This is a genomic window from Alteromonas sp. AWM4_230, from assembly GCF_056158305.1.
This window is the reverse complement of the sequence record NZ_JBSWTB010000001.1, coordinates 4,138,989-4,156,832: the sequence shown is the minus strand read 5'-3', so window position 1 is coordinate 4,156,832 and position 17,844 is coordinate 4,138,989. Positions and strand designations below refer to the sequence as shown.

The window sequence follows — 17,844 nt, the reverse complement described above, 5'->3', positions numbered from 1 at the left end:
TGTATTGGCTCCTTAAGATGCAGGAACAGTAATAACTATATGTGCTACTGGGTTCAACCAACGGTGTACGGTAGAGTCCAGATCACTGGCACCAGCGGCGCTATCAGTATCGCCAAGCGCATTGCGGTGAATGTGCACTGGGCCATCTTCACCATCTTCTATTTCACCATTAACTACCTGTGCCCCCACACCAGTGCCACCTGTACCTAAATCAACGATACGAGTAGGTGCACCGCCACCGGCAACACCAGGAACACCATATCCACCAAGCGCATTTCCTGTCCCAGCTTCAACAACGTCAGTACGAGCACTATTTAGCTCATCGTTTAACTCAGTACCGGCATCGTAAGCATTTAAATAATACGTATAGGTGCCAGGTTCAGTAGGGATTTCAATACTGTCCATACCTACAAAGGCATCATTGGTCGGTATCAGCATAGACAGCAGTGAAAGATAAGGCTTGTCCATTGTGTCGAAGGGATAACTTAATGTTGCTTTCGGGGCTAGAAGACCGCCAAAACGATGCCATGTGTTTGAGCCATTGTCTGTATCGACAGGACCCAATAACGCCTCAAAGTTAGCGCCGCTTGAATCAGCGTTTTGCTCATCATCAATAACCCCCGCTTCAGCAAGCCAGGCTAACGCCGATGAAGCTGGCTGGCCCACTTCAAAAGCGTCAACGGTGTCATCGTGCGCAATAACTAGGCGCGGCGTAAAGCTTTGCGCTTGGGTTAAATTAGTAATTTCAACATCTAAGGTAACGGCTTGGCTTACTGAAATTGTTGCTAGCGACAGTAGGGTAGCGCTAGCAAGTTTAGTGAATTTCATCTTATTGTCCTTGTTTATGGCTTAATTCGCATAAAAATTTAGGGCAGTAAAATTTTTAATTCATCACAGAACTATCACAAAAAACGCACAGATTTGTATCGATGAATAACACTATTGTTAGAAATTTTTAGTGCTTATTTATCAATCAAAAAAATTGTTATTAATGTGAAATAAAAACACGGAGGGTCGGGTCTTGTTTTTTATCGGCGAATTAGGAGCGAGTTATGATCCTTATCATCTACAGCGGGAATAAGTTTCAACAAAACATATCGCAATGTTTGAGCAAGCATAGTTTTCTTTATGACGCAGTCTCTAATTTTCAATCAGCAGAATCCTTGCTAAAAGCACAACATTATTCACTTATAATCGTTGAATCAGTACGAAACGAGATGTGCCTGCAGCGTATTAAAACTCTCGTAGACGCTAACTCCGAAAGCTGGGTAGTGGCTGTCGAAAGTGAGATGTCGACAACAGATACGGCCTGCTCGGAGGTAGATGAAGCAAATTATTATGAAGCGGGTGTTGATGACTACCTTACTGGTACGTTTGACGAACGCATGTTTTCGGCACGTATTCGCTCTCATATGCGTAGAAGTATGCCTAACCATGAAAACACGAGAGCTTCCGGTGGTAGTGACGAGCGTATCGAGATAGGCCCGCTTAGCGTCGACTTGCGTTATCACAGCGTGACGATTAATGGGCAATTGCTGACACTAACAGCACGAGAATTTACCTTGTTGAATTATTTCTGTCGTCATCCCAATCAAGTTTTTTCTCGCAACCAACTACTTAGCGAGGTGTGGGGCTATAATCACGAAGGGTACGAACATACGGTAAACACCCATATCAATCGTCTACGCAGTAAACTCGATAAGGTTAACAGTATTGAAAATGGCGGACAGCTAGTACAAACCGTATGGGGTGTCGGATACAAACTGAATATTAATGGGTATACAGCCAATTCGTTAATTGCCTGAGCGCATAATATCAAAAATCGCTAGATCCTAATTAAGGATGATTATTTTTTAGGCTTAAATTAAAAACAGCGTTGCCGTACCTAAAAAGGCAAAGATACCAACTACATCTGTTATCGTAGTTAGAATAACGCTTCCAGCAAGCGCTGGGTCTATTTTAAGGCGCTTCATGATCATGGGTAAAGTTGCGCCGGCAAGCGCTGCCGCAATCATGTTTACCATCATCGCAAAGGCGATAATAACGCCCAGCATGTAATCTTGCTTCCAAAGTGCGATAACAGAGGCAATAAGCACTGCCCAAATTGCCCCATTTAAAAAGCCAATCGAGATTTCTTTACTGATAAGCCAACGCGAGTTACTGGCATTTACATGACCGAGCGCCATACCCCGAATAACAAGGGTTAGTGTCTGGTTACCAGCCACGCCGCCCATGCTCGGTACGATAGTATTTAATATAGCTAATACGGCAAGCTGGCTTAGCGTGGCTTCAAATAAGTCACTTACCATTGCTGCCATTAGCGCAGTCACTAAATTTACTGCCAGCCAGACGGAGCGGCGTTTAGTACTTTGCATAACCGGTGCAAAGGTATCTTCATCATCATCAAGACCCGCCATACTCATCATTGAGTGTTCGGCGTCTTCACGAATGATATCAACCACGTCATCAATGGTAATTCGCCCAACTAAGCGATGATTTTCATCAACTACCGGCGCTGAAAGCCAGTTATAACGCTCAAACAGGCTTGCCACTTCATCGTCGGGCATGTTTACCGGAATGGCCTCTGACTCTTCGTCCATAACATCAGACACCTTGTCGTCGGTATCCGCGGTGAGTAGACGGGCAACCGGGATGATACCGACCAGATTATCGGTTCTATTGACCACATAGAAGGTGTCTGTATTTTCCGGTAACTCACCTTTTAAGCGAATGTAGCGAAGAACCACATCAATGGTTACATCAGGACGCAAGGTAATGGTATCGGTGTTCATGATGAAACCAGCGGTTTCCTCACCGTAAGACAGCGCCTGCTCTGCACGTACGCGGTCTTGTGCATCCATTGAATCGAGAATGTCTGCCAGCACAGGTTCAGGAAGGCTACTCAGCGTTTCTGCCAAGTCATCGGTATCCATTTCTTCAAGTGCATCAACCACATTGGCGGGGAGCATCTTTGTGATAATACCGTTTCGAACATCATCAGAGAGTTCTTCTAAAATATCACCGTGAAAGTCGCTATCAATTAGCTCCCACAACTCATCACGGGTCCTGCTAGGGCTAGATTCGAGAATATGCGCAACGTCTGAAGGGGGAAGTTCAAGCAGAAGCTTACGTACAGATACAAATTGACCGTTTATCAACGCTGCGTTAAGTGCACGTAATTGGGTTTGTACGTATTTAGAAACAAGCGCTTCTGCCATAAGGCGTTATTCCTACTAAGCTGATATGGAAAATAAAGGCTGTGTAGCCTAAGTGTGCGTAGAATATCGCAATTATATTAAGTCTGTCATGATAATTGCGTGGCTTTTACGCAAGAATTTGGAATTACTAAGCTAGCTGTTGATTAATTCGTCAAGAGATATTCGGGTTGAGACTATTCGTCTTCGTTAAATCTGCCCTCAATCAGCTCTTCAATGGCAGCAAGTGCATCGACCGCATCATCACCATCGACAATAACATCTACCTGTTCACCTTGGTGACTTTCCAGCATCATCAAGCCTAATACGCTGCTTGCATCGGCTTCTTTATCGCCTTTTTTCAAAATGATTTTGGCATGAAACTGATTAGCAAGCTTAACTAATTGGGTGGCTGCTCTCGCGTGTAAGCCTAGTTTATTGACGATTGTAAGCGTTTTTTGAATAGTCATTACTGGTTCAACTCTCTGTGACGAATTTGAACATCAGGATGTATTTCGCTGAAGGTTTTCGACAAGGTTTGGGCAATATAGACAGAGCGGTGTTGGCCGCCAGTGCAACCGATAGCCACAGTCACATAGCTTCTATTGTTGCGCTCTAAGTGAGGAAGCCATGTAGTCATCAAGTTTTGAATCTGCCAAATAAATTTGGTTACTACGGGTTGTGAGCCTAAAAATACTTCCACGGGGGCATCTAACCCAGTTAAGTGTTTAAGGTCTGGCTCCCAATGCGGGTTAGGTAAAAAACGCGCGTCAAAAACGTAGTCAGCATCTTTAGGTATGCCGTGTTTAAAACCAAACGACTCAAAGACAAGAACAAGGCGTGAACTTTTCTTACCCAAAATACGTTCACGGATCAGTTCGGCGAGTTGATGTATTGTTAGCTTGTCTGTATCTAGGTATAAATCAGCGCGTTCAGTAATTGGCGCAAGAAGCGCAGACTCCGCCCTAATAGCCTCCGATAGAGACTTATTTAGCTTAGCTAAAGGGTGAAGACGGCGAGTTTCGCTAAAACGCTTAACCAGAACGTCATCGCTTGCGTCAATGTACACTATAGTCATCGACCAAGAAGAAGGCAGGTAGTCTAGAATCTCTACCAAGTCGTCAGGGTTTTTGGGTAGGTTCCTAACGTCAATACTTACCGCAACTTGATCGTATTCATCAACAACAGTATGGGTGAGGGTGGGAAGCAAATTTACTGGGATATTATCAACACAGTAGTAACCTAAGTCTTCCAATGCGCGAAGTGCGACAGACTTACCAGACCCCGAACGACCACTGATTATGATCAGCTTCACCTAAATTCTCCCTTATATTCTGGTTTCATCACATGCGAGTTGTCAAATAAAGCGCCTACCTATGAGGTGTAGGCACTTATTGTTTAACTTAATGCAGAAATAATTTCGTCGCTGGTTGTTGCACGACGTATTGTTTTAATCGTTTCTTTGTCGCTTAGCTTACCGGCTACGGTAGCCAGTGTCTGAAGGTGTCCTTCGGTTTGCTCTTCGGGAACGAGAAGAGCAAAGAATATGTCTACGGGCTTTTCGTCTAGGGCATCAAAGTTGATAGCTGGTGTACTTGTTACAACGATTGCTATTACCTTCTCAAGGCCAGCCAAGCGACCGTGAGGCAGTGCTATCCCGTTACCAATACCCGTGCTACCCATACGTTCTCGAGCCATCAAGCTATTTAGAACCGTTGCCTGGTCGATGTTGTCGTTATGCTTGGCAGCGATATCAGCGATGATCTCAAGAATTCGCTTTTTACTATTACACTGAACCGCACACTCGGTGCGGTCCAGACTTACGATGGCTTGTATATCCATGCTCAATTAACTACTAATGTTTTTTCAGTTTTTCCTTATGCTTGATTACCTGCCGGTCGAGTTTATCAACCATGCTGTCAATCGCCGCATACATGTCGGTATTTTCTGAGGATGCGAATACTTCAGCGCCACTTAAATGAACAGTCGCTTCAGCTTTTTGATTTAATTTTTCAACGTTCAGGATGACATGCACATTAGAAATGTGATCAAAGTGACGTTCAAGTTTGCTGAACTTCGTATCGACATAATTACGCAAAGAGTCGGTGATTTCGACATGATGACCAGTAAGGTTGATTTGCATATTTCGTCTTCCTTATATTATTAAGCCCGTTTAAATAAGGCTTTTGCGTTGGTTCGACGGCGGGATCGACAATGATTCCCGGTATTTTGCTATTGTTCGCCGAGCGACTTTTATGCCTTGCTCGGCCAACAATGAAGCAATCTTGCTATCACTTAGCGGCTTGCTAGGATTTTCCGCAGCCACTAACTTCTTGATCAATGCACGAATCGCTGTAGATGAACACTCACCACCTGACTCTGTTGCTACGTGGCTTGAGAAGAAATACTTCAATTCGAAGATGCCACGGGGCGTATGCATATACTTCTGCGTTGTTACACGCGAAATAGTCGATTCGTGCATATCTACCATTTCTGCGACATCATTTAGCACCATTGGTTTCATCATTTCCGGGCCGTGCTCAAAAAAGCCCATTTGCTGCTGCACAATGCAATTTGCAACCTTCATTAAGGTATCGTTGCGAGATTCAAGGCTCTTTATGAACCACTTGGCCTCTTGCATGTGTGAGCGGATGAATTGTGAATCGCTGCTGTTCTTGGCACGACGACTCATCGCTGCGTACTGTTGGTTTACGCTTAATTTAGGCAGACTGTCGGGGTTCAGCTCAACCACCCAACGGCCATTTTTCTTGGTTACTGAGACATCAGGAATAACGTACTCAGGCTCTTTAGTAACTAAAGCACTACCTGGGCGAGGATTCAAGGTTTGAAGTAAACGCATTGCTTCGCGCAGCTGATCTTCTTTCAATCGGCTCTTACGCATTAGCGTGCGGTAGTCTTTACTGCTCAGTAAGTCTGAATATTCCTCAATAAGCTGCTTCGCTTCAGCAAGCCACGGTGTGTCTTCTGAAAACTGGCGCAATTGCACCATAAGACACTCTTGAGGTGTACGAGAACCTGAACCAATGGGGTCGAACATTTGAATGCGCTTAAGTACACACTCTATTTCGTCCATTTCGATAGGCTCTTCTAGATCATCGTCGTTGACCGCTTCTAAGATGTCGTCAAGAGTAACGGTTAAATAACCTGATTCGTCAATTGAGTCGATGATTGCTGTAGCGATAGCGCGGTCAGTATCTGAAAAATGAGTGAGGCGCATTTGCCAAAGAAGATGTTCTTGAATGTCTTCTGTGGTCTCACCTTGGAAGATTTGTTCATCATCATTAGATGGGCCAGGTGCAGGCGCGGAAGAAGCCGAATAATACTCATCCCAAGTACTGTCGATAGGTAGCTCATCGGGAAGATCATTCTTCTCCAGTGCATCTCCCGCTTCTAGCGTATCGCTTGATGCAGAAGCGGTCGCTTCAGCAGCGCTATCGTCACTATCGACATTGTTCTTTTCTACTTGTGGCTCGTCGTTACTTTCTTCCACTTCTAAAAGCGGATTAGAATCGAGGGCTTCTTGTATCTCTTGCTGGAGATCAAGCGTAGAAAGCTGCAGCAGTTTAATGGCCTGCTGAAGCTGAGGTGTCATTGTAAGTTGTTGGCTAAATTTTAGCTGTAAAGATGGTTTCATCTACGTCTTATTTAAATGCTCTAAATTAAATATACCAGAGCGAAACTGAAAAATGACAATTAGGTTACACTAACTATAGCCTGAATTGTTCGCCTAGGTATACGTCCCTTACTTTTTGATTACTTAAAACCTGTTCCGCAGTTCCTTGCGCAATAAGCTCGCCATGACTCACAATGTACGCTTTTTCGCAAACATCCAATGTTTCGCGTACGTTATGGTCCGTGATAAGGATACCAATACCCCTATCTCGCAGATGCTGTATTATCTTCTTTATATCATTAACTGATATTGGATCAACACCGGCAAATGGTTCGTCTAACAAAATAAATTGTGGTTTTGCTGCCAGAGCGCGGGCAATCTCTACGCGACGCCGTTCTCCCCCTGACAAACTCATCCCCGTACTATTACGTATATGGTTGATATTAAATTCATCAAGTAGGGCGTCTGCTTCTTCTTCTTGCTGTTGTGAATTTAAATCTTTACGGGTTTGCAAAATGGCCATGATATTTTCATGTACCGTAAGCTTTCTAAATATTGATGCCTCTTGCGGAAGGTAGCCTATACCGCGGCGAGCGCGCTCATGCATTGGCTGGTGAGTAAGCTCATTATCATCAATTTCGATCTTGCCTTTGTCTAAGTTGACTAAGCCTACAATCATGTAAAAAGTGGTGGTCTTACCAGCGCCGTTAGGGCCGAGAAGACCAACAATTTGACCGGTAGACACTGAAAGGCTTACATCGCGAACAACCTGTCGCGATTTATACGATTTAGCAAGGTTTTTAGCGCTCAAAGTTGCCATTGCTATTCATTGTCCTCGTTGTCTTTCTTAGACGATGTTTTACGAATGGTGTCAGGAGTAAATACTGTGGTTACACGACCTTCACCATCTTCACCGGCACCACCCGTTGCAAGCAATTGTTCAGTAATCATATCGAACGTAATCTTATCACCTTGCACTTTACTGGTATCTTGCTGTAGCTCAGCATTACCCGCCAGAGAAATAGTGCGATTAATTACTTCATAGCGAATTTCATTGGCTTTCGCTGATACCGGTGTACCGTCTTCTAGTGATTGAGAATAGCTTGCAGGGTTGCCACGGGCGATAAATATTTCACGGCCGCTGCCATCTGTAGCTATTACTTCTACTTCATCAGCTTCGATTAGGAGTGAACCTTGGGTAATAAGTACATCTTCCTTGTACAGCGCGGTTTTGTTTTTACCATCAATAAACTGGGTGTTTGACCCTATCTTAATGGGTTGTGAAAAATCTTCTTCACTGGCTATTACCGCACCGCTAGCGATGGCAAGTAGAAGGCTAGTTGCTAGGGGAATAAGTCGTTTGTACATGATCTAAAAGCTCGTATTCTTGTGTGCGTAAATTCGCGTTAAACCCATTGCTTAAAATAAGATATTGCGTACCCAGTATCTCAACGGGTTGATCAGATGTCATTTGTTTCGTGTCTAAATTTATCTGGATGTATTCCGTGGATAAACTTTTGACAAAATCATCGCTGGTTTGATTTTCAATAACAACGCTATCTTCAAGCTGAATTAATTCATTGTTATAAAGCGTTCCTTCCTCGGCAGTTACAACCCAAGGTGATGAAGCGCTTTCTGTATAAAGGGTATATTTAGGTTGCTGGAATAAAACAAAGCCTAATTGGTCGTAATGCTCCATCGACTCTGCAAAGACTTTGTGATTTAACTCACCGTCTTGGTTGTACAAGGTTGTTGTTAAGTTTTTGGCCTTGTAGGCAGGCTTGAGCGCATCATTTTCGCTACTACCTTGAGTTTCAGGCTGCTCTTCCATCCACGTTGGGATGTACATAAGCATAGCTAAGATAAATAGCGCCGATATACTTAAACCTAAGCGATTGAAGCCAAACTGGCTCATACACTAGCTCCGAAAATATCATTTGCAACGCCTTTAGCTTGCAAAATGGTGTCTGATATTTCTCGAACTGCGCCAAATCCGCCCGGAAGTGTGGTGATCCAGTTCGCTTGCTTTGCAACAAAAGGGTGAGCATCGGCAACCGCAATTTTTACCGCTACGTGCTGATACATACCTGTATCGGGCATATCGTCTCCTACGGCGGCAACTTCGCTTGAGTTCAACCCTAGGCTTTTCATTAATTCGCCGAGGGCGTCAGCTTTGTTTTCTTCACCCTGAACAATGTGTGCTACGTTTAGCGCCTTCATTCTGTTTTCTACAATTGCTGAACGTCGTCCTGTTATCACGGCGACGTTAACACCATTACTTACCAAGGCTTTCACGCCATATCCGTCGCGGGTGTGAAAGGCTTTAAGCTCTTCACCGTCGTTGCCCAAGTAAATGCGACCGTCTGAAAATACGCCATCCACGTCACACACCAGTAGTTTAATGTGCGCCAACTGCTCAAAAAGCGCTTGGTCTAAATCGGTGTATAGAGTCGTCGTCATTTAGAGTACTCCCGCTTTCAAAAGCATATGCATATTAAAGGCTCCGACAGGGTTGCGCTTTTCATCGGTAACCATCAGTGCGCTTATCTTATGGGTTTCCATTAGGTTTAGGGCTTCTACAGCTAGCTGCTCTGCTGTGGTTGTTTTGCCGCCTTTGGTCATTACATCTTCTACTGTCGCACTATGCACATCTATACGGGCATCAAGTATTCGGCGTAAATCACCATCAGTAAACACGCCTGTTAACGAACCATCGGGTGCGATAACACCAGTCATGCCTAGGCCCTTTTTGGAAATTTCTAAAAGTGCATCAGCAACAGTTGCATTTAAATTTACTAGTGGGATATCACTGCCACTTAGCATGATATCACTCACTTTAAGCAGCAGCTTTCTACCTAAGCTACCGCCGGGGTGCGACAGCGCAAAGTCGTCTGAAGTGAAACCCTTTTGGTCAAGTAGGGCTACCGCTAGGGCATCACCCATAACCAGTGTGGCCGTTGTGCTTGATGTGGGCGCCAGACCCAATGAACACGCTTCTTTTTCTACACTAATATCCAGCACTACATCTGCGTGTTGGCCTAGCGAACTATCGGCACTGTTGGTCATTGCCACTACCAGTATACCTAAGCGCTTAACAACGGGCAGCAAGTTAACTAATTCATTGGTTTCACCAGAGTTAGAGATGGCTAATAGAACATCTCCCTTGCTTAGCATACCCAAGTCGCCATGGTTGGCTTCACCGGGATGCATGAAGAACGCTGGAGTACCTGTACTGGCTAGCGTAGCCGCAATTTTATTACCGATATGTCCAGATTTTCCCATACCGCTTACAACCACTTTTCCCTTACAGTTGAAGAGAATGTTGCATGCAGTGATAAAGTCACCATTTAAGCGCTCAGCAAGGTTAGCAATAGCCTGCGTTTCAATGTCGATAACGCGCTTTGCCGATTCGATATAGTGCATCTGAGTTTGTGTATTCATGATTATCCGAACAGCCAATATTGGTAGCCGATAAAGCAAGCCAGAAGTATAAATCCATTGGTTCTTGATATTGTACGCTTTCCAATTAAATCAAAGCTGAACAAGAACAACAGCAAGGTTAAACCGAGCATAACGTACATGTCTCGATTATAAACGTCAGGGTCTAGCAGACCTGGGGCAATTAAACCTGGCATACCAAGTACGGCTAGCAAGTTGAAAATATTAGAGCCGATAATATTACCAAGTGCTAAATCATCTTCACCTTTAAGCACACCTGCGACACTTGCTGCTAATTCAGGAAGGCTTGTGCCAAACGCGATAATCGTCAACCCAATAACCAAATCAGAAATGCCCATGTATCTGGCAATTTCAACGGCTGAGTTTACAAGAAAGTGGGCACTTAAAGGCAATACGACAAGGCCAACACCAATCCAAATAAGCGCTGAGGTATTAGAAACGCCTTTAGGGATTTCATCTGCGGTCTCAGCTACCAACGGGTCTTCTTTATCTACTTGTAGCGATAACCAAGCCATCATTGCCAAAACAAAAATAAAAAGGCCCAGTAAAATTATCCCTTCGTAAGACTTCAGCTCGCCATCGAACATAAAGCCGATTGCGATTAATGAGATAATGAGAAGCGCAGGAAGTTCACGTTTAAGCGTTGTAGACGAAACAAGCAGTGGTTTCACTAAGGCGGTTACACCCAACACCAGCGCGATATTAGTTATATTTGAACCAAGGGCATTACCCACGGCTGTGTTCATATTGCCATTGGCAGAGGCAATAGCGGAAACCACAATTTCAGGTGCCGAAGAGCCCATAGCGACAATCGTTAATCCGATCATCATAGGAGAGATGCCGATGTTCTTTGCTAGTGCGGAAGCACCGTACACAAAACGGTCTGCACTCCAACTTAAGACAATCAGCCCAACCAGAAAAATGACAATGTTTAAAAGCACAACAACCTGTAATAGTTAGTATTTCGATAGATTGTCGCAAAAAGAGTGCCATTTGCCTATGCTAGCGTTGCTTTATTTTCACCAAAAATTGCTATTTGCTGTGAATTTCCACTTATCAAGCACTCTTGCAGTTTGAACATACTGCTGGTCAGCATTCAGTTTCAGTTAATAAACAACGAAATAGGATGGGGACTGGAACTACCCGTGGGAATTAGTTAAGGCACTGGCATCACTTCAGCGCGGGATACCTATTATTCGTCTTAATCGAACATAACTTGTAACTTTTTGACTTTGGCGAGGCTCTTGAAAAAGCGTACAATGGCTCCAAATTACACGGCCCATAAGGTATGTCTACTGGACAAGCCAGCCTGTAAACATAAAAAACTACACTGCAGAGTAAACTTTTTTGAATTTGTTGGCTCTTAAAAGTAAACTGTTCAGTAAACTTTATGAGTTATGTGTGTGAAGGCATAGAAATTGAATATGCACATCGCTCATACACTTTTAATATTTTCTAAGTGGATTGATTTTGCCGTTAAAAACGAAATTAATCCAGCGTCAGGGGTCGACATTTAAGTAACTATGGATCATTTAGTTGAAGTAGATAACCTAACCTTCAAACGCGCAGATCGTATCATTTATGATGGGATTTCATTGAAGGTACCTAAGGGCAAAATTACTGCGGTAATGGGGCCAAGCGGAATAGGTAAAACCACGCTGCTGCGCCTTATTGGCGGGCAGTTAACGCCAGATGAGGGCGACGTAAAATTCGACGGCGATTCAATTGTCTCTATGTCGAGAAAGTCTCTTTACGAAACCCGTCGTAGAATGAGCATGCTATTTCAAAGTGGTGCGCTATTCACTGACATGAGCGTGTTCGACAATGTGGCGTTTCCGCTTCGCGAGCATACTGAGCTATCTGAAGACTTGATAGCTACTATTGTCGCTTTAAAGCTACAGGCCGTAGGTCTGAGAGGCGCCGCGCAATTAATGCCGAGCGAACTTTCTGGTGGAATGGCGCGCAGGGCCGCGCTCGCTAGGGCAATAGCGCTAGACCCCGATTTAATTATGTACGATGAGCCTTTTGCGGGACAAGACCCCATATCCATGGGGGTGCTGGTAAAGCTTATCCGAGAGCTCAATGATGCTCTTAACTTAACTAGTATTGTCGTGACCCATGACGTAACGGAAGTGCTGACCATCGCTGATTATATTTACATATTGGCGGATAAACGCGTCATTGGTGAAGGTACTGCGCAGCAAATTAAAGAAAGCGATTCCGAATTGGTTCAGCAATTCTTAAAAGGTAAAGCAGATGGCCCGGTTCCATTTCATTACCCAGCGCCAGACCTGAAAGCAAGCTTTCTGGGGGCAGATAAATGAAGTTCTTCCAATCATTAGGCGCTAAAACTATAGGGAAAGTTACTGCGATTGGTCGAGCAGCACTCATGCTGTTTGGCGCACTCATCGCTGTTCCCCGAGTTAAAAATGTTCCGCTGGTTATCAAACAGCTTTATGTAGTGGGTGTTCAGTCGTTACTGATCATCATGGTTTCTGGCCTATTTATTGGCATGGTAATGGCGCTGCAAGGCTATACCATTCTAGTGGATTACGGTGCAGAGGGTAGCTTAGGCCCCATGGTTGCGCTTTCTCTTTTACGAGAACTTGGTCCGGTAGTCACCGCATTGCTTTTTGCTGGGCGTGCCGGGTCAGCGTTGACCGCTGAAATTGGCCTTATGAAAGCCACCGAGCAGTTAAGTAGTTTGGAAATGATGGCAGTAGACCCACTAAGGCGCATAGTTGCTCCTCGTTTTTGGGCGGGAATGTTAGCTATGCCTATGCTAGCCATTATCTTTAGTGCCATTGGTATTTTAGGCGGTCATTTAGTTGGCGTAGACTGGTTAGGTGTTGATGCAGGCAGCTACTGGTCAATCATGCAGTCAACCGTTGACTGGAATCAAGATGTTATAAACGGCGTAATAAAAAGCCTCGTTTTTGCCTTGGTTGTGACGTGGATTGCCATATTTAAAGGTTACGATTCTATTCCAACATCGGAAGGGATCAGCAAAGCGACTACCGAGACGGTGGTCTATTCATCATTAGCAGTATTAGGGCTGGACTTCGTGCTTACCGCCCTTATGTTTGGTATCGAGTAGGGGATTGGAATGAGTAAGTATAAAACGGAAGTAATGGTTGGTGTGTTTGTCATGCTTACTATAGGTGCTTTGTTATTGTTAGCACTTAAAGTTGCAAACCAAACGGTCGCAACCGAAGGCGATACCTATACCTTATATGCGAAGTTCGACAACATTGGCGGGCTAAAGCCTCGCTCTGCTGTGAAAGTGGGTGGCGTAACCGTAGGTCGAGTGTCATCTATTTCTCTCGATCAAGAAGATTTCACACCGGTAGTAGAGCTATCTATTTTAAATGAATACAACGGCTTCCCTGAAACAAGCTCGGTGTCTATTTTGACCTCGGGTTTATTAGGTGAGCAATACGTAGGTTTCCAGCCAGGGTTTTCTTTTGACGGTGTCGCCAATTTACAAGATGGTGATTACCTACAGGATACGAAGTCAGCGTTGGTACTTGAAGACCTTATCGGGCAGTTCTTATTTAACCGCGGTAGCGACGAAGACTAATCGCAACATAGCGACTGAGCGTATATAACGAAGTCGTCAATCAATTCCAGCGGCCTGATGAAACTAAATACCTCATTATCAGGTCTGCTTAAAAGAGTTTGAAGTTAGGAGAGTTATTTTGAAAAAGTTTTTCGTAGCAATTGGCATTTTTATGATGTCTATAGCCGGTATGGCTAATGCGCAAGAAGTTAATGAACAAAACCCTTATGAGTTGGTTCAGGATGTGGCTAACCGCACATTTGAGCGAATTAAAGCGAATCAGGCTGAAATTAAAGCTGACCCTGAAATGCTACGCACTATTATGGAAGAAGAGTTGGTGCCGCACATTGACTACAAATTCGCGGCATTTATGGTACTAGGTAAACATTTTAAATCTGTGCCTCAAGAAAAGATGGGTGAGTACATCAGTGTTTTCCGTCAATATCTGGTAACTACATATGCTGTAGCAATGGGCTACTACGACAATCAAGAAGTTATCTTTGAGCCTGAGTCTTCTTTTGATGACAAAAAATCAGTAACCGTGCGCGCGGTCGTTCAAGACCCAAGCCGCCCTGAAATTAAAATTGCGTTTAAGGTTCGTAAAGATAGCAAAACAAACGAATGGAAAGCCTATGATATGGTTGCCGAAGGGATCAGCATGCTAAACAGTAAGCGCAGTGAGTTTGAATCAATTCTTCGACAAGATGGCATTGATGCAGTTATCGCACTAATGCGCGATAAAATTGGCAAGCCGGTAGAGCTAAAGCAAGGTGAGCCAATTGAAATCGAAGGAGAGGCTGAGTGAGCCTGTTCGAGGTAAATGATACGGGTAGAATAGTGGTTCACGGTCAATTAGACCGTGAAACGCTGTCGAAAAATTTTTGGGAAAGTTTGAGCGGCAACCAACGTAGCACATTGGTTAGTAATAAAAAGTGCCAAGTTGATTTAGGCGATGTGGAGCGTGCAGACAGTGCAGGTTTAGCATGGCTTATTAATGCTGTTAGGGATGCAAAGCAAAATGGTGTTAGCATGACCCTGTATAAAATGCCCGAGAAGCTACAAAAGCTTGCGAAAATTAGCGACGCGGATAGCTTTTTACCCGTAGAATAAACACCATTAAGCGAATTAAGAAGTAAGTTATGGAATTGTCTGAAATTGAAAAAATCTTGAAAGATGCGTTAGATCTTCACGAAGTCCACGTAAAAGGTGAAGGTTCGCATTTTAATATCATTGCGGTAAGCGATGCATTCAACGAAATGAGCCGAGTGAAGCGCCAGCAGGCAGTGTACGCGCCTTTAGCTGATAAAATTGCAGACGGCAGCATGCATGCAATTACCATCAAGACGTTTTCAGTAAAAGACTGGGAGCGCGAGCGCCAGTTCAACATTCCTCAATAATAGGCGCTGCTCGTGGATAAACTCGTAATTAAAAAGAGCCCTGCGCTTAACGGTACAGTGTGTATATCAGGTGCCAAGAACGCGGCATTGCCGCTGTTAATGACCAGCCTACTTACCGATTCCCCTTGTCGTTATACTAATGTTCCTCGGCTTCGTGATATCAACACTACCACGGCGCTTTTGCGTGAGTTAGGTGTTGAAGTCGCACTACCCGCACCTAACGATATCGTTATCGATGCGAGTACGTTACAAAGCGTTACGGCGTCCTATGAGTTAGTACGTACTATGCGTGCGTCTATCTTGGTACTTGGCCCATTGTTAGCTAAGCAGGGTAAAGCGAATGTGTCTTTGCCCGGTGGTTGTGCCATAGGTGCACGCCCTGTAAACCTTCATTTAACTGGCCTTGAAAAGATGGGCGCAAAGATTGAAGTAGACGAAGGCTATATTCGTGCTGAAGTTGATGGTCGTCTAAAGGGCGCTCGTATCTTTATGGATATGGTGAGTGTAGGCGCTACCGAAAACCTTCTGATGGCAGCAGCGTTGGCAGACGGCACGACTATTTTAGAAAACGCCGCGCGTGAACCTGAAATTGTTGATTTGGCTAACTGTCTTATTCAGATGGGCGCCAAAATCAAAGGTGCAGGAAGCGATAAAATTACCATTGAAGGTGTAGAAACCTTAAACGGTTGTGATTATGCCGTACTGCCAGATCGCATTGAAACCGGTACTTTCTTGGTAGCGGCTGCCGTAACCGGCGGCAAAATTCGCTGTACCCATGCAGCACCAGATACGTTAGATGCAGTACTAGACAAACTAGAGCAAGCTGGTGCGAAAATCACCTTAGGCGAAGACTGGATTGAGCTAGATATGGAAGGGCGTAAGCCTCAGGCTGTGCGTGTTAAAACTGCACCACACCCAGCATTCCCTACTGATATGCAGGCTCAGTTTGTTACCCTAAACTGCGTAGCCGAAGGTACAGGCGTAATTACCGAAACGATTTTTGAAAATCGCTTTATGCATGTGCCAGAGTTACAACGCATGGGCGCAGAAATCGCACTTGAAGCTAACTCAGCCGTGTCTAAGGGTAGTTCAAGCTTGAAAGGGGCGCCAGTAATGGCTACTGACCTTCGCGCTTCAGCAAGCTTGGTTATCGCTGGCCTTATCGCAGACGGTGAGACTCACGTAAATCGTATTTACCACTTAGATCGTGGTTATGAATCGATAGAAGAGAAATTGGGTGGCTTAGGAGCCATCATCGAGCGAGTTAAAGAGTAAACCTTATACCTTGCACAAGAAAAAGCGCCGCATTTGTCAATGCGGCGCTTTTTTATATATAAAAATTTACTACCTAATTTTTTCGCAGATGCTTTCTACAAGCGTTATAGAAGTTTAAGCGTTAACTGTTGGTAAATGCTACTAAGGCTATTGCCCCGCTCGGAGTTCTCCGACAGTTGCAGTCAACGTGATTGATTGCCCATCGCGGCTAAGTTCAATTTCAAGCTCAGTACCAGGCTCTGTTTCAGCAATCATATCCAGCGTTTTTGATGCGCTTTCTAAACGCACACCATCAATGGCTACTATGATGTCACCCGGGCGAATACCTGCGATGTCGGCAGGACTGCCTTTAGCTACCGCTTGTACATCAATGCCTGGTCGGTTGCGGTTCTCTCCGCCTACAAAGCCAAGCTGACCGCGCACAACCCGGCCATTACTGATAATTTCATCCATAACGCGCTTAGCCAGTTCATAAGGAACAGCGAAGTTAATTCCATCTACATTGCGTGCGCGATTGTTAGAATCTAGCACCTGGAAATTGGCGTTGGTGATACCCAGTAAAATGCCATTACTATCTACCAAAGCACCACCCGAGTTTCCTTGGTTTAATACAGCATCGGTTTGAATGAAATCCACATAGTTCGAAAGGCCATTGCGACCTGCTCTACTTACGATCCCTTGAGTTATGGTTTGCCCCAAGTCGAAGGGGTTGCCTATTGCCATTACTACGTCGCCGACATGGGTATCGGGTTCTGAAACTTGAGGAATAATGTGCAGGTTGTCAGCCGTGACTTTCAATACGGCAAGGTCAGTGAGTGGGTCGGTACCTACAATTTGTGCTTCTAAAATACGACCGTCTTGCACTGCCACGTAAATACTGTCGGCATTGGCTACAACGTGGTGGCAGGTAAGCAGGTAGCCATTCTCTGTCATGATAACGCCAGAGCCCAAATTGGTACGCCCACGAGATTGATTTCGAAATAGACCTGAGCCGTTTTCGATACTAACACTATAAATGTTCACGACAGCTGGTGCGGACCGGCTCAACGCTGAAAAATAGCTTTCGCGACTGGCGCTAACAGATGGCTCATTAAAAAAGCCTTGGGCGAGCCCCTTACCTTGCCTAAGTTCTGGCAAAAAAATCAACAGTAGAGCCGCAACGGCAACGCCTAGGATGATAGATTTTAGTAAGAAGTTAAATATTGAGCGGCCAGTCACAAGTCACACTTATTGTTGTCTGTTGCACTTACTCCATACGTACCGTTATTGAGGTACTACTTCACAAATTAAAAGCGCAACAATCTGAATTTATCGTTATTAATGTAA

The 17,844-nt window shown here is 44.5% G+C and carries 22 protein-coding genes; 8 read left to right on the top strand and 14 right to left on the bottom strand.

Annotated features, from left to right (window positions below):
• Nucleotides 1-12: 12 nt before the first annotated feature.
• On the bottom strand, nt 13-828 hold the full coding sequence (locus ACXACS_RS17900) for a spondin domain-containing protein (protein WP_474808606.1): 816 nt from the start codon (nt 826-828) through the stop codon (nt 13-15).
• Between the two features lie 224 nt (nt 829-1,052).
• On the opposite strand from ACXACS_RS17900, the gene ACXACS_RS17895 reads away from it, so the two are divergent.
• Nucleotides 1,053-1,805 (top strand): response regulator transcription factor, encoded by a 753-nt coding sequence (locus ACXACS_RS17895; protein ID WP_474808604.1) that lies wholly within the window; start codon nt 1,053-1,055, stop codon nt 1,803-1,805.
• 54 nt (nt 1,806-1,859) lie between these two features.
• Here ACXACS_RS17895 and mgtE read toward each other — a convergent pair whose 3' ends face one another.
• The 12 genes from mgtE to ACXACS_RS17835 all read right to left on the bottom strand — a co-directional run bounded on the left by mgtE (nt 1,860) and on the right by ACXACS_RS17835 (nt 11,228).
• A complete protein-coding gene (gene mgtE / locus ACXACS_RS17890; protein ID WP_474808602.1) occupies nt 1,860-3,218 on the bottom strand; it encodes a magnesium transporter in 1,359 nt (452 codons plus the stop codon).
• A 173-nt stretch (nt 3,219-3,391) separates the two neighbouring features.
• A complete protein-coding gene (locus ACXACS_RS17885; protein ID WP_474808600.1) occupies nt 3,392-3,664 on the bottom strand; it encodes an HPr family phosphocarrier protein in 273 nt (90 codons plus the stop codon).
• Complete coding sequence (rapZ, locus tag ACXACS_RS17880; protein ID WP_474808598.1) at nt 3,664-4,509, bottom strand: RNase adapter RapZ; 846 nt, start codon at nt 4,507-4,509, stop codon at nt 3,664-3,666. Before rapZ ends, ACXACS_RS17885 begins: the two co-directional genes overlap by 1 nt.
• Before the next feature lie 83 nt (nt 4,510-4,592).
• Complete coding sequence (ptsN, locus tag ACXACS_RS17875) at nt 4,593-5,036, bottom strand: PTS IIA-like nitrogen regulatory protein PtsN (protein WP_474808596.1); 444 nt, start codon at nt 5,034-5,036, stop codon at nt 4,593-4,595.
• A 13-nt stretch (nt 5,037-5,049) separates the two neighbouring features.
• Complete coding sequence (gene hpf, locus ACXACS_RS17870) at nt 5,050-5,337, bottom strand: ribosome hibernation promoting factor (protein WP_012517338.1); 288 nt, start codon at nt 5,335-5,337, stop codon at nt 5,050-5,052.
• Between the two features lie 30 nt (nt 5,338-5,367).
• Nucleotides 5,368-6,849 (bottom strand): RNA polymerase factor sigma-54, encoded by a 1,482-nt coding sequence (locus tag ACXACS_RS17865; protein ID WP_474808594.1) that lies wholly within the window; start codon nt 6,847-6,849, stop codon nt 5,368-5,370.
• Nucleotides 6,850-6,922: 73 nt separating this feature from the next.
• On the bottom strand, nt 6,923-7,648 hold the full coding sequence (lptB, locus tag ACXACS_RS17860) for an LPS export ABC transporter ATP-binding protein (RefSeq protein WP_118490207.1): 726 nt from the start codon (nt 7,646-7,648) through the stop codon (nt 6,923-6,925).
• A 2-nt stretch (nt 7,649-7,650) separates the two neighbouring features.
• Entirely contained in the window at nt 7,651-8,196 is a 546-nt protein-coding gene (lptA, locus tag ACXACS_RS17855; RefSeq protein WP_474808590.1) for a lipopolysaccharide transport periplasmic protein LptA, read from the bottom strand.
• Entirely contained in the window at nt 8,165-8,743 is a 579-nt protein-coding gene (gene lptC, locus ACXACS_RS17850) for an LPS export ABC transporter periplasmic protein LptC (RefSeq protein ID WP_269917291.1), read from the bottom strand. Before lptC ends, lptA begins: the two co-directional genes overlap by 32 nt.
• Entirely contained in the window at nt 8,740-9,288 is a 549-nt protein-coding gene (gene kdsC / locus ACXACS_RS17845; RefSeq protein WP_474808588.1) for a 3-deoxy-manno-octulosonate-8-phosphatase KdsC, read from the bottom strand. The genes lptC and kdsC overlap by 4 nt, the downstream gene beginning before the upstream one ends.
• Nucleotides 9,289-10,269, bottom strand: coding sequence for a KpsF/GutQ family sugar-phosphate isomerase (locus tag ACXACS_RS17840; protein WP_474808586.1), 981 nt, complete (start codon nt 10,267-10,269; stop codon nt 9,289-9,291). It lies immediately after the preceding gene.
• 2 nt (nt 10,270-10,271) lie between these two features.
• Nucleotides 10,272-11,228 carry a calcium/sodium antiporter gene (locus ACXACS_RS17835; protein ID WP_118490202.1) on the bottom strand — a complete coding sequence of 319 codons (957 nt, stop codon included), beginning with the start codon at nt 11,226-11,228 and terminating at the stop codon, nt 10,272-10,274.
• Between the two features lie 582 nt (nt 11,229-11,810).
• Between ACXACS_RS17835 and mlaF the strand changes: the two genes are divergently transcribed.
• The 7 genes from mlaF (at nt 11,811) to murA (ending at nt 16,518) form a co-directional block, all read left to right on the top strand.
• Nucleotides 11,811-12,611, top strand: a complete 801-nt coding sequence (gene mlaF / locus ACXACS_RS17830) for a phospholipid ABC transporter ATP-binding protein MlaF (protein WP_474808584.1) — start codon at nt 11,811-11,813, stop codon at nt 12,609-12,611.
• The gene (mlaE, locus tag ACXACS_RS17825) at nt 12,608-13,384 is read left to right on the top strand and encodes a lipid asymmetry maintenance ABC transporter permease subunit MlaE (protein ID WP_179982447.1); all 777 of its coding nucleotides are present in this window, start codon (nt 12,608-12,610) and stop codon (nt 13,382-13,384) included. The genes mlaF and mlaE overlap by 4 nt, the downstream gene beginning before the upstream one ends.
• 9 nt (nt 13,385-13,393) lie before the next feature.
• Nucleotides 13,394-13,867, top strand: coding sequence for an outer membrane lipid asymmetry maintenance protein MlaD (mlaD, locus tag ACXACS_RS17820; RefSeq protein WP_012517348.1), 474 nt, complete (start codon nt 13,394-13,396; stop codon nt 13,865-13,867).
• A 118-nt stretch (nt 13,868-13,985) separates the two neighbouring features.
• Entirely contained in the window at nt 13,986-14,651 is a 666-nt protein-coding gene (locus ACXACS_RS17815) for an MlaC/ttg2D family ABC transporter substrate-binding protein (RefSeq protein ID WP_474808581.1), read from the top strand.
• The gene (locus ACXACS_RS17810; RefSeq protein WP_118490198.1) at nt 14,648-14,956 is read left to right on the top strand and encodes an STAS domain-containing protein; all 309 of its coding nucleotides are present in this window, start codon (nt 14,648-14,650) and stop codon (nt 14,954-14,956) included. The genes ACXACS_RS17815 and ACXACS_RS17810 overlap by 4 nt, the downstream gene beginning before the upstream one ends.
• A gap of 29 nt (nt 14,957-14,985) precedes the next feature.
• Nucleotides 14,986-15,243: a BolA family protein gene (locus ACXACS_RS17805; protein ID WP_012517351.1), complete on the top strand. Its 258-nt coding sequence runs from the start codon at nt 14,986-14,988 to the stop codon at nt 15,241-15,243.
• 12 nt (nt 15,244-15,255) lie between these two features.
• Nucleotides 15,256-16,518, top strand: a complete 1,263-nt coding sequence (murA, locus tag ACXACS_RS17800; RefSeq protein WP_474808578.1) for a UDP-N-acetylglucosamine 1-carboxyvinyltransferase — start codon at nt 15,256-15,258, stop codon at nt 16,516-16,518.
• 147 nt (nt 16,519-16,665) lie between these two features.
• On the opposite strand, the gene ACXACS_RS17795 is transcribed toward murA, so the two are convergent.
• The gene (locus tag ACXACS_RS17795; protein ID WP_179982451.1) at nt 16,666-17,736 is read right to left on the bottom strand and encodes a trypsin-like peptidase domain-containing protein; all 1,071 of its coding nucleotides are present in this window, start codon (nt 17,734-17,736) and stop codon (nt 16,666-16,668) included.
• Nucleotides 17,737-17,844: the final 108 nt, after the last annotated feature.